General features: G+C 59.0%; 10 protein-coding genes. 3 read left to right on the top strand and 7 right to left on the bottom strand.

The genetic code is table 11. The features are described 5' to 3' along the window. Positions 1-21 precede the first annotated feature (21 nt). Positions 22-825: a hypothetical protein gene (locus AC5SEM_RS28155; RefSeq protein WP_038360091.1), complete on the top strand. Its 804-nt coding sequence runs from the start codon at positions 22-24 to the stop codon at positions 823-825. A 57-nt stretch (positions 826-882) separates the two neighbouring features. On the opposite strand, the gene AC5SEM_RS28150 is transcribed toward AC5SEM_RS28155, so the two are convergent. Next, a complete protein-coding gene (locus AC5SEM_RS28150; RefSeq protein ID WP_038360089.1) occupies positions 883-1,170 on the bottom strand; it encodes an addiction module antidote protein in 288 nt (95 codons plus the stop codon). Then, positions 1,167-1,472: a type II toxin-antitoxin system RelE/ParE family toxin gene (locus tag AC5SEM_RS28145; protein WP_038360087.1), complete on the bottom strand. Its 306-nt coding sequence runs from the start codon at positions 1,470-1,472 to the stop codon at positions 1,167-1,169. Before AC5SEM_RS28145 ends, AC5SEM_RS28150 begins: the two co-directional genes overlap by 4 nt. 116 nt (positions 1,473-1,588) lie before the next feature. On the opposite strand from AC5SEM_RS28145, the gene AC5SEM_RS28140 reads away from it, so the two are divergent. Continuing rightward, the gene (locus AC5SEM_RS28140) at positions 1,589-2,026 is read left to right on the top strand and encodes an excinuclease (protein WP_495471741.1); all 438 of its coding nucleotides are present in this window, start codon (positions 1,589-1,591) and stop codon (positions 2,024-2,026) included. 104 nt (positions 2,027-2,130) lie between these two features. Here AC5SEM_RS28140 and AC5SEM_RS28135 read toward each other — a convergent pair whose 3' ends face one another. Beyond that, a complete protein-coding gene (locus AC5SEM_RS28135) occupies positions 2,131-3,033 on the bottom strand; it encodes a LysR family transcriptional regulator (protein WP_099757784.1) in 903 nt (300 codons plus the stop codon). Positions 3,034-3,151: 118 nt separating this feature from the next. Between AC5SEM_RS28135 and AC5SEM_RS28130 the strand changes: the two genes are divergently transcribed. Then, on the top strand, positions 3,152-4,429 hold the full coding sequence (locus AC5SEM_RS28130) for an MFS transporter (RefSeq protein ID WP_495471740.1): 1,278 nt from the start codon (positions 3,152-3,154) through the stop codon (positions 4,427-4,429). A gap of 1 nt (position 4,430) precedes the next feature. Here the strand turns inward: AC5SEM_RS28130 and AC5SEM_RS28125 are convergent, their stop codons facing one another. The 4 genes from AC5SEM_RS28125 to gltB all read right to left on the bottom strand — a co-directional run bounded on the left by AC5SEM_RS28125 (position 4,431) and on the right by gltB (position 12,339). Next, a complete protein-coding gene (locus AC5SEM_RS28125; protein WP_495471739.1) occupies positions 4,431-4,943 on the bottom strand; it encodes a cytochrome b in 513 nt (170 codons plus the stop codon). 190 nt (positions 4,944-5,133) lie between these two features. Further along, positions 5,134-6,201 carry a uroporphyrinogen decarboxylase gene (gene hemE / locus AC5SEM_RS28120; protein ID WP_016983859.1) on the bottom strand — a complete coding sequence of 356 codons (1,068 nt, stop codon included), beginning with the start codon at positions 6,199-6,201 and terminating at the stop codon, positions 5,134-5,136. Positions 6,202-6,441: 240 nt separating this feature from the next. Next, the gene (locus tag AC5SEM_RS28115; protein WP_007909438.1) at positions 6,442-7,860 is read right to left on the bottom strand and encodes an FAD-dependent oxidoreductase; all 1,419 of its coding nucleotides are present in this window, start codon (positions 7,858-7,860) and stop codon (positions 6,442-6,444) included. A 33-nt stretch (positions 7,861-7,893) separates the two neighbouring features. After that, positions 7,894-12,339 (bottom strand): glutamate synthase large subunit, encoded by a 4,446-nt coding sequence (gene gltB / locus AC5SEM_RS28110; RefSeq protein ID WP_495471738.1) that lies wholly within the window; start codon positions 12,337-12,339, stop codon positions 7,894-7,896. Positions 12,340-12,518 lie beyond the last annotated feature (179 nt).

The following is a 12,518-nucleotide window of genomic DNA, read 5'->3' as shown; positions in this document are numbered from 1 at the left end:
AACACGTTTGGAGTGAAGGGAATGACTCAGTTTCACCGCATCGCCGCTCTGTTGGCACTGGCTTTTGTGCTCGGCGGTTGCACCAGCAAACCGGTTTACAACGCCAAGGAAGAGTTCTCGCCCAACCTCGGTTTCACCCAGCAACAGATGAGCCGCGCCATCGTCACTGCGCTGAACGATCGCCAATGGGTCGTGCAATCGGTACGTCCGGGCATGATCAAAGCGGCGATCACCGTGCGCGGTCGCCATCACGCCGAAGTCGATATTCCGTTCACCCCGACCTCGTTCGAAATCGACTACCGCAGCAGCTACGGCCTCGACGCCAAGGACGGCAAGATCCACGGCAACTACAACCGCTGGGTCAACCGCCTGCGCGACAACGTGCTCAAAGAGCTGTCGATCAACCCGGACATCGAAGCCGTCAACAACCTCGGCATCATCAAACAGGGCGCTGACGAGCCGACTTACCTGAGCTTCCGTGAAGGCGTCAAACGCGCCACCGATGCCGGCCTGCTCGACGGCAGCGTGAAGTTCTACCTGGCCGGCGAAACGCTGCCAAAACAGGTACGCAAACTCGACACCGTGAGCAGCAGTCGCAAAACCAACGGCTCGAACAAATCCGACGAGGACGCCTGCTTCTGGGCCCTGCAATCGGCCTTGGCGACTCTGCAGAACGCCGCAAAAAAAGCTGACGCCAATGCGGTGATCAACATCGCCAGCGTCGACCAGCGTGATCTGTACAAAGACACCGAAAAATTCCAGTGCCGTGCCGGGCTGGTGGTGTCGAGTGTGGCGTTGCGCGGGGATCTGGCGCACGTGGATTGATGGGATTGTAGAAACGACAAAGGGCGCCATTCGGCGCCCTTTGTCATTCAGCCCGGATCAAGTACTGGCGTGTAACTTCAATCCTAACGCCTTCACCACTTTCAGGATTGTTCCGAACTCGGGGTTTCCTTCACCTGATAGTGCGCGGTAGAGGCTCTCTCGGGACAACCCTGCGTCACGTGCGACCTGAGTCATGCCTCGCGCTCTCGCTATGGTGCCAAGTGCCTTGGCGATAAAAGCCGGGTCATCTCCAGCCTCCTCCATGCAGGCGTCCAGATAGTTAGCCATGTCCTCTTCTGTCTTGAGGTACTCGGCTGAGTCCCAACGAGTGAATTTTTCGGTCATGGGTTTTGCTCCTGCCAGGACTCCGCGATGAGCCTGGCTTGCTTGATGTCTCGGGGTTGGCTGCTCTTGTCTCCGCCGCAAAGGAGGATGACCACTTGCCGACCTTGTTGCATGAAATAGACTCGATATCCGGGGCCATAGTCAATTCTGACTTCGCTGAGCCCTTCACCGATAGCTTTGACATCGCCAAAATTTCCGTCAGCCATACGATCAATTCGCACCTGAATACGCATCCTGGCGCGACTATCAGCCAACTTTAAAAGCCAGCTGGAAAATGTGGAACTTCGAAGAATCTCAGTCATCGCCGAAGTGTAGCCTTTGAGCTACACACACTCCACACTCTTTTCTCTGTAGCAGATGTACGGTGTCTACACTCTTTGAATCAGCGAATGTTCATCGCTACGTCAAGGAGATGACCATGCAAGTGAAAGCCCTGATCGCCGCTGCGCTTTTCGCGCTACTGCCCAGCGCCAGCCACGCCACCAATCTCATGTATATGCCCTTCGAAACCGTGCTGTCGGACGCGATTCGCGCCGGGCGGCTGGATGGCAGTGTGAAGTTTTATCTGTTCGGTAATGGGCCGCAGGGGACTCAGCAGTTGTTGCGCCGTGGAGTGGTCAGTGATCTGAAAACCAATGGATCCAACAAGAGTGATCACGACTCCTGCGAGTGGGTTTTGCAGTCGAATCTGATCAAATTGCAGGCCGATGCCAAGCGGGTCGGGGCGAATGCGGTGGTCAATATCGTCAGTTACTACGACCAGCATGTGCGCAAGGATTTGAATACGTACGAGTGCCGGGCGGGGATTTTCGTCACGCGGGTGGCGTTGAAGGGGGATTTGGTGCGGTTGCCCTGAAATCTGTGATGTTTGGGCCGACGCCTTCGCGAGCAGGCTCGCTCCCACCTTGGAATGCGTTCCCCTGTGGGAGTGAGCCTGCTCGCGATTTGATTGCGCAGCAATCACGCCTTTGAAGGTTCGACTTTGCGCGTGAGCAAATCTACGAAAGCCTTGGCCATCGGCGATTTCTGATCCTTGCGCTGCACCAGCCACACCGCCGACACCGCTTCCGGATCGAGCAACGGTCGGTAGACCACGCCGTCGATACGCATCCGCTGATAGGACGCCGGCAACACCGAAACCCCCAACCCCGCTGCGACCAGACCGATGATGGTCATCGCCTCCCCCGCCTCTTGGGCGAAGTGCGGGCTGAACCCGGCATCGCGCGCCAGACTCAGCAATTGCGCATACAGCCCGCTGCCGTAACTGCGCGGAAAGAACACGAAGGGCTCCAGCGCCAGCGCCGAGAGGAACAGCCCTTCTTCACTGCCCTGCGCCAATGGATGCTTGGAACCGAGCACGGCGACCAGCGGCTCACGCATCAACTCCACCACACTCAGCGAATCCGGCAAACCCAGCGGGCGCATGATGCCAACCTCGATCGACTCATCCACCAGGCCCTCGGCAACTTGCGTGCTACTCATCTCGCGAAGGTTGAGGTGCACCGCCGGAAAACGCTGACGAAAGGCAAAGATTGCCTGGGGAATAGTTGAGTTGAACGGTGCCGACGAGGTGAAACCAATCTTCAACTCGCCCAGTTCACCGAGCTGCGCACGCCGGGCGACGTCCGCCGCTTTGTCGACCTGCGCCAGCACCAGCCGCGCCTCTTCGAGAAACAACCGCCCGGCCTCACTCAGCTCGACCCGACGATTGGTCCGTTCAAACAGCCGCGCGCCAACCTCTTGCTCCAGCGCCTGAATCTGCTGGCTCAGCGGTGGCTGAGAAATCCCCAGCACCTGTGCGGCGCGGCCAAAATGCAGCTCTTCGGCGACGGCGATGAAGTAGCGCAGATGACGCAATTCCATGGAAACCCCATTAGGTCGTTAAAGCTATCAAACAGGTCGAACAATATATTGGATAGAAACATTAGCCAGCTATATGATTTTTTCATTGCCTGCCTGGCCGTGCCCTCCGAGGTCTGAAGTGAAAACTGCTGTCGCGCCCCTTGCCCATGAAGTCCCGCCTGCTGCGGCGGACGATGTCGTCGCCGAGCTGCAAGAGATCTACATCGAAAAAGGCACGCCGATGTTCATGCGCACGGTGCTGGCGCTGTTCAGCGGCGGCTTCGCGACGTTTGCCCTGCTCTACTGCGTGCAGCCGATGATGCCGCTGCTGTCCCACGAGTACGGGATCAATGCGGCGCAGAGCAGCCTGATCCTCTCGGTGGCCACCGGCATGCTCGCTATCGGCCTGTTGATCACCGGGCCGATTTCCGATCGGGTCGGGCGCAAACCGGTGATGGTGACTGCTCTTTTCGCAGCGGCGCTGTGCACCATGGCCAGCGCGATGATGCCGAGCTGGGAAGGCGTGCTGATCATGCGCGCGCTGATCGGACTGTCGCTGAGCGGGCTGGCGGCGGTAGCGATGACTTATCTGAGCGAAGAGATCCATCCGCAACACATCGGTCTGGCGATGGGTTTGTACATCGGCGGCAACGCGATTGGCGGGATGAGCGGGCGCTTGATCACCGGCGTGCTGATCGACTTCGTCAGCTGGCACACGGCGATGCTGGTGATCGGTGGTCTGGCGATGATTGCCGCCGCGGTGTTCTGGAAGATCCTCCCCGAATCGCGCAACTTCCGTTCACGCTCACTGCACCCGCGCAGCCTGCTCGACGGCTTCACCATGCACTTTCGCGATGCCGGTCTGCCGTTGCTGTTTCTTGAAGCGTTCGTGTTGATGGGCGCGTTTGTCACGCTGTTCAACTACATCGGTTATCGCTTGCTGGCGGCGCCGTACAACCTCGATCAGGTGTTCGTGGGTTTGCTGTCGGTGGTGTATCTGTCGGGGATTTACAGCTCGGCGAAGATCGGTTCGCTGGCGGACAAACTGGGGCGACGCAAAGTGCTGTGGGCGACGATTGCGCTGATGTTCGCCGGCCTTGCGCTGACGATGTTTACGCCGCTGTTGCTGGTGATTGTCGGCATGTTGATTTTCACCTTTGGCTTCTTTGGCGCGCATTCGGTGGCGAGTAGCTGGATCGGCCGCCGCGCGACCAAGGCCAAGGGCCAGGCGTCGTCGTTGTATTTGTTCAGCTATTACGCCGGGTCGAGTATTGCCGGCACGGCTGGCGGGGTGTTCTGGCATCTCGGCGGGTGGAATGGCATCGGCCTGTTTATCGGCTCTCTGTTGCTGATCGCACTGTTGGTGGCGTTGAAACTAGCGAAGTTGCCGCCCCTCGGTGGCAGCGCTCCCGCTTGAGTTAGAACAGCATTTTTTTCAGGATTCGGCGCCCACACATTTCGTGCTTGATAACGGCTGCGATGTGTAGCGCTACTTGGACCAGTAACGTCACGCATGCCCAGACATGGATGACGAAGAACCGTTCAATCCACTGTAGATCGTTCAGCGGTGCCGGAATAAGAACCAGATCAAATATATTGATCGGTCGATCCATCATTAATATTCCTGTGAGCAAGACAACCGCCGTCATCAGATAAATAGACTTATGCACCCAGCTCGCCAGACGCTCCATAAAGGGCCTGTCCACCTCGCAAGTGGTGTGCGAGCCGCTGACAGAAACATACAATCTCAGTATAAATACCGGAATAAATAAAGCTGTCACCGAAACATTTATAAATCCGACCGTGGATTTTGTTTCCGGTGCAACTTCAATGACTGATACATAAAATCCAGACAACAGAGCCCATAAAATTACTGCCGCAGATATCCAGTGCAAAGCAATCTGGAGACGCGAATATCCAACCCCTTTCATTGCAACCATCCTGATAAACAAGTGGCGCCATTACAAGGCTCTGAATTATCAACGTCAACGAGAAAACCATTAACAGAAACTGCACAAAGTAAACAATCTTTACACGAACACGGGATATTGAACTTTCAACTTAAACATACAAAAATCAATTACCGCCCGAACATTGCATCCGGGCGGTAGTGTCAAAATCTTACTCGTGATACTGCGCCGACAGTTCATGCACCGCGCGCAGGAACGCACCGGCATGCTCCGGATCAACCTCAGGCGTGATGCCATGGCCGAGGTTGAATACATGCCCACTGCCCTTGCCGTAGCTGGCCAGAATACGCCCGACTTCGGTGCGGATCGCTTCCGGTTTGGCGTAGAGCACGGTCGGGTCCATGTTGCCTTGCAGGGCAACCTTGTCGCCAACGCGGGCGCGGGCGTTGCCGATGTCGCAGGTCCAGTCCAGACCCAAGGCGTCGGCGCCAGCGTCGGCGATGCTTTCCAGCCACAGGCCGCCGTTTTTGGTGAAGAGGATCACCGGTACTTTGCGCCCGTCGTGTTCGCGGATCAGGCCGCTGACGATTTTCTTCATGTAGGCCAGCGAGAACTCCTGATACGCCGCCGCCGACAGGTTGCCACCCCAGGTATCGAAGATCTGCACCGCTTGCGCGCCGGCCATGATCTGGCCGTTGAGGTACGAGGTCACCGACTGCGCCAGTTTATCCAGCAGCAGGTGCATGGCTTGCGGGTTGTCGTAGAGCATCGCTTTGGTCTTGCGGAAGTCTTTCGACGAGCCGCCTTCAACCATGTAGGTCGCCAGGGTCCACGGGCTGCCGGAGAAACCGATCAGCGGCACACGACCGTTGAGCTCGCGACGGATGGTGCTGACTGCGTCCATCACATAGCCGAGGTCTTTGTGCGGATCCGGGATTGGCAAGGCTTCGATGTCAGCGAGGGTGCTGACGACTTTCTTGAAGCGCGGACCTTCACCGGTCTCGAAGTACAGGCCCTGGCCCATGGCATCGGGGATGGTGAGGATGTCGGAAAACAGGATCGCCGCGTCCAGTTGTGGATAGCGGTCGAGCGGTTGCATGGTGACTTCGCAGGCGAATTCCGGATTCATGCACAGGCTCATGAAATCACCGGCCTGGGCGCGGCTGGCGCGGTATTCCGGCAGGTAGCGGCCGGCCTGGCGCATCATCCACACCGGGGTGACGTCAACGGGTTGCTTGAGCAGGGCGCGGAGGAAACGGTCGTTCTTCAGGGCAGTCATGTCGGCATCCGGAAAAAAAGTGCGGGCATTTTCTCAGAGCGCGACGCAAAAGGCACGGATGCAGGTCAGCCTTTTGTCTATCGGGTCAATTTATTGCGCTGGAATGCAGAATTTGCAGCACCACAAAACAACTGTAGGAGTGAGCCTGCTCGCGATAGCGGTGCTTCAGTCAATGCATCAGGTGACTGATCTACCGTCATCGCGAGCAGGCTCACTCCTACAGGGAATTGCGTCGCTTGTTTAGACGCCCAGGTAATCGAGGATCCCTTCGGCGGCATTGCGGCCTTCGAAGATGGCCGTCACCACCAGGTCGGAACCGCGCACCATGTCGCCACCGGCAAAGATTTTCGGGTTGCTGGTCTGATGCTTGTACTGACCTTGCTCAGGCGCAACGACGCGGCCCTGGCTGTCGGTCTGGATTTCGAACTGTTCGAACCACGGCGCCGGGCTCGGGCGGAAACCGAAAGCGATGACCACGGCGTCGGCCGGGATGATCTCTTCGGAACCCGGGATCGGTTCAGGGCTGCGGCGGCCTCGGGCGTCCGGTTCGCCGAGACGGGTCTCGACCACTTTCACGCCTTCAACCTTGTCTTCGCCGACGATGGCGATCGGTTGGCGGTTGTAGAGGAATTTCACGCCTTCTTCCTTGGCGTTCTTCACCTCTTTGCGCGAGCCGGGCATGTTCGCTTCGTCACGACGATAAGCGCAGGTCACCGACTTGGCGCCCTGACGGATCGACGTGCGGTTGCAGTCCATCGCCGTGTCGCCGCCGCCGAGTACCACAACCTTCTTGCCTTTCATGTCGACGAAATCTTCCGGCGACTTTTCAAAGCCCAGGTTGCGATTGACGTTGGCAATGAGGAAGTCCAGTGCGTCATAAACGCCCGGCAGGTCCTCACCGGCAAAACCGCCCTTCATGTAGGTGTAGGTGCCCATGCCCATGAACACTGCATCGTATTCGGCGAGCAGTTGTTCCATGGTCACGTCTTTGCCGACTTCGGTGTTGAGACGGAACTCGATGCCCATGCCGGTGAAGACTTCGCGGCGATTGCTCAGCACGGTCTTTTCCAGCTTGAACTCGGGGATGCCGAAGGTCAGCAGACCGCCGATTTCCGGGTTCTTGTCGAACACCACCGGGGTCACGCCACCGCGCACCAGCACATCGGCACAACCCAGGCCCGCCGGGCCGGCACCGATGATCGCCACGCGCTTGCCGGTCGGCTTGACCTTGGACATGTCCGGGCGCCAGCCCATGGCGAACGCGGTGTCGGTGATGTACTTCTCGACCGAACCGATGGTCACCGCGCCAAAACCGTCGTTGAGGGTGCAGGCACCTTCGCACAGGCGATCTTGCGGGCACACGCGGCCGCAGACTTCCGGCAAGGTGTTGGTCTGGTGCGACAGCTCGGCGGCCTGAAGGATGTTGCCCTCGGCCACCAGCTTCAACCAGTTGGGAATGAAGTTGTGCACCGGGCACTTCCATTCGCAGTACGGGTTGCCGCAACCCAGACAGCGGTGGGCCTGATCGGCCGACTGCTGGGGTTTGAACGGTTCGTAGATTTCGACGAACTCTTTCTTGCGTTGACGCAACAGTTTCTTCTTCGGATCTTTGCGCCCGACATCGATGAACTGGAAGTCGTTATTCAGACGTTCAGCCATTGTTAAAACCTCATCAAACTCTTCAGGCGCATATCACTGCGGGTTGGCACGAGTGCTGGAAAGCAACGATTTCAGGTTGGCAGCCTTGGGCTTGACCAGCCAGAAACGGCGCAAGTAGTCATCGAGGTTTTCGGCGAGTTCACGACCCCACTCGCTGTCGGTTTCCGCGACGTACTCGTTCAGCACGTTTTGCAGGTGGCTGCGATAGGCTTCCATCGCCTCGCCGCTGATCCGCTGGATTTCCACCAGTTCGTGGTTGACCCGGTCAACGAAGGTGTTGTCCTGATCGAGCACGTAGGCGAAACCACCGGTCATGCCAGAGCCGAAGTTGTAACCGGTCTTGCCCAGAACGCAGACGAAACCACCGGTCATGTACTCACAGCAGTGATCGCCAGTGCCTTCCACAACCGTGTGGGCACCGGAGTTGCGCACGGCGAAACGTTCGCCTGCGGTGCCGGCGGCGAACAGCTTGCCGCCTGTGGCGCCGTACAGGCAGGTGTTGCCGATGATGGCGCTGTCCTGAGTTTTGTAAACGCTGCCCTTCGGCGGCACGATGGTCAGCTTGCCACCGGTCATGCCTTTGCCGACGTAGTCGTTGGCGTCGCCTTCGAGGTACATGTTCAGACCGCCGGCGTTCCACACGCCGAAGCTCTGCCCGGCAGTGCCTTTGAAGCGGAAGGTGATTGGCGCTTTCGCCATGCCCTGGTTGCCGTGCTTGCGAGCGATTTCGCCGGAGATCCGCGCGCCGATCGAACGGTCGCAGTTGCAGATGTCCAGATCGAACTCGGCGCCGCTGAGGTCGTTGATCGCCGACGAGGCCATCTCGACCATTTTCTCGGCCAGCAGGCCTTGGTCGAACGGCGGGTTGCGCTCAACGCCACAGAACTGCGGTTTGTCCGCCGGAATGTGATCGCTGCCCAACAGCGGCGTCAGATCGAGGTGGTTCTGCTTGGCGGTCTGGCCTTCGAGGATTTCCAGCAGATCGGTGCGACCGATCAGCTCCTCGAGGGAGCGCACGCCGAGCTTGGCCAGCCACTCACGGGTTTCTTCGGCGACGTAGGTGAAGAAGTTCACCACCATGTCGACGGTACCGATGTAGTGATCCTTGCGCAGCTTCTCGTTCTGCGTCGCAACGCCGGTGGCGCAGTTGTTCAGGTGGCAGATACGCAGGTATTTGCAACCCAGCGCGATCATTGGCGCGGTACCGAAGCCGAAGCTTTCAGCGCCGAGGATTGCTGCCTTGATCACGTCGAGGCCGGTTTTCAGGCCGCCGTCGGTCTGCACCCGGACTTTGCCGCGCAGGTCGTTGCCGCGCAGGGTCTGGTGAGTTTCGGCGAGGCCGAGTTCCCACGGTGCGCCAGCGTATTTGATCGAGGTCAGCGGCGAAGCACCGGTACCACCGTCGTAACCGGAAATGGTGATCAAGTCCGCATAGGCCTTGGCCACACCGGCGGCGATGGTGCCGACGCCCGCTTCAGCCACCAGCTTCACCGAAACCAGGGCCTTCGGGTTGACCTGCTTCAGGTCGAAAATCAGCTGCGACAAGTCTTCGATCGAGTAGATGTCGTGGTGCGGCGGCGGCGAAATCAGGGTTACGCCCGGCACTGCATAACGCAGCTTGGCGATCAGCCCGTTGACCTTACCGCCCGGCAGTTGCCCGCCCTCCCCCGGCTTGGCGCCTTGCGCGACCTTGATCTGCAGCACTTCGGCGTTGACCAGGTATTCCGGCGTTACGCCGAAACGGCCAGTCGCGACCTGCTTGATTTTCGAGCTCTTGATGGTGCCGTAACGCGCAGGGTCTTCACCGCCTTCGCCGGAGTTGGAACGCGCACCGAGGCGGTTCATGGCTTCGGCCAAGGCTTCGTGAGCTTCCGGCGACAGTGCGCCCAGCGAGATACCGGCGGAGTCAAAGCGCTTGAGCACCGATTCCAGCGGCTCGATTTCACTGATGTCCAGCGGCGTGTCGAGGGTCTTGACCTTGAACAGGTCGCGGATCATCGACACCGGACGGTTGTCCACCAGCGAGGTGTATTCCTTGAACTTGGCGTAGTCGCCCTGCTGCACGGCGGCTTGCAAAGTGTTGACCACGTCCGGGTTGTACGCGTGATATTCGCCACCGTGGACGAACTTCAGCAGACCGCCCTGCTGGATCGGCTTGCGCGGACTCCAGGCTTCGGTGGCCAGTGCTTTCTGCTCGGCTTCGATGTCGACGAAACGCGCACCCTTGATGCGGCTCGGCACGCCACGGAAGCTCAGATCGCAGACTTCTTCGGACAGGCCGATCGCTTCGAACAATTGTGCTCCGCGGTAGGAAGCGATGGTCGAAATGCCCATCTTCGACAGGATCTTCAGCAGACCTTTGGTGATGCCTTTGCGGTAGTTCTTGAACACCTCATAGAGGTCGCCCAGCACTTCACCGGTACGGATCAGGTCGCCCAGCACTTCGTAGGCCAGGAACGGATAGACCGCCGAGGCGCCGAAACCGATCAGCACCGCAAAGTGATGCGGGTCACGGGCGGTCGCGGTTTCAACGAGGATGTTGGAGTCGCAACGCAGGCCTTTTTCGGTCAGGCGGTGGTGCACGGCACCGGTCGCCAGTGAAGCGTGGATCGGCAGCTTGCCCGGGGCGATATGACGGTCGCTCAGAACGATTTGGGTGCGACCGGCGCGCACGGCCTCTTCAGCCTGATCGGCAACGTTGCGGATTGCCGCTTCGAGGCCGACGCTTTCGTCGTAGTTGAGGTCGATGATCTGCCGCTCGAAACCCGGACGGTCGAGGTTCATCAGCGAGCGCCACTTGGCCGGCGAGATCACCGGCGAGCTGAGGATCACGCGCGAGGCGTGTTCCGGCGACTCCTGGAAAATGTTGCGCTCGGCACCGAGGCAGATTTCCAGCGACATCACGATCGCTTCACGCAGCGGGTCGATCGGCGGGTTGGTGACCTGCGCGAACTGCTGACGGAAATAGTCGTACGGCGTACGCACGCGCTGGGACAGCACAGCCATCGGTGTGTCGTCGCCCATCGAACCAACGGCTTCGTAGCCTTGCTCGCCGAGTGGGCGCAGGACCTGATCGCGCTCTTCGAACGTGACCTGATACATCTTCATGTATTGCTTGAGCTGATCGACGTCGTAAAACGCCGAACCGTGGTCGTTGTCTTCCATGGTCGCCTGAATGCGCAGGGCATTCTTGCGCAGCCATTGCTTGTATGGATGACGGGATTTCAGACGGTTGTCGATCGCATCGGTGTCGAGGATCTGCCCGGTTTCGGTGTCCACGGCGAAGATCTGCCCAGGGCCGACACGGCCTTTGGCAATCACGTCTTCAGGCTTGTAGTCCCACACACCGATTTCCGAGGCGAGGGTGATGAAACCGTTGGTGGTGGTGACCCAGCGCGCCGGGCGCAGACCGTTACGGTCGAGCAGGCACACCGCGTAACGACCGTCGGTCATCACCACGCCGGCCGGGCCGTCCCACGGCTCCATGTGCATCGAGTTGTACTCGTAGAACGCACGCAGATCCGGGTCCATGGTTTCGACGTTCTGCCACGCCGGCGGAATGATCATCCGCACGCCACGGAACAGGTCGATGCCACCGGTGACCATCAGTTCGAGCATGTTGTCCATGCTCGAGGAGTCGGAGCCGACACGGTTGACCAGCGGGCCGAGTTCTTCCAGATCCATCAGATCATTGCTGAACTTGGTCCGACGGGCCTGTGCCCAGTTGCGGTTACCGGTGATGGTGTTGATCTCGCCGTTGTGGGCGAGGAAGCGGAATGGCTGAGCCAGCGGCCATTTCGGCAGGGTGTTGGTGGAGAAGCGCTGGTGGAACACGCAGATCGCGGTTTGCAGGCGCTCGTCACTCAGGTCTGGATAAAATGCGGCCAGATCGGCCGGCATCATCAGGCCTTTATAGATGATGGTCTTGTGCGAGAAGCTGCAGATGTAATGGTCGGAGTCGACGGCGTTGGCCACCGACGAACGACGACGCGCACTGAACAGCTTCACGGCCATGTCCTGATCGCTCAGGCCTTCACCGCCGATGTACACCTGCTCGATCTGCGGCAGGCGCTCGAGAGCCAGACGGCCGAGGACGCTGGTGTCGATGGGCACTTTGCGCCAGCCGATCAGTTGCAGGCCTTCAGCGAGGATCTCGCGGTTCATGTTCTCGCGAGCGGCTTCGGCCTTGGCCGGATCCTGGTTGAAGAAGACCATGCCCACTGCATATTGCTTGGGCAGCTCGACGCTGAAGGTTTCCTGGGCAATGGCTCGCAGGAACGCGTCAGGTTTTTGAATCAGCAGACCGCAACCGTCACCGGTCTTGCCGTCGGCATTAATCCCACCGCGGTGGGTCATGCAGGTCAGGGCCTCGATGGCCGTTTGCAAAAGGGTATGACTGGGCTCGCCCTGCATATGGGCTATCAGGCCGAAACCGCAGTTATCCTTGAATTCATCTGGTTGGTACAGACCTGCTTTCATAGACACTTTCTCACCAGGCTGCCTCTTTTCGAGGCAAATTTCTTTTCAATTCAACCACTTGCATCCCGCGCCGAACGTACGCCGGCTTAGCAGGGGCAAAAGGGTGGTCATTGTACACAGCGACACAGAGGCTCACAAATTTGACGACGAAATGTCGCAAATTCATGTCGCATTTGTGA

Source organism: Pseudomonas sp. CH61, from assembly GCF_059429415.1.
Note: the sequence above shows the minus strand (reverse complement) of the source record. Positions and strands in the feature narration are given on the sequence as shown.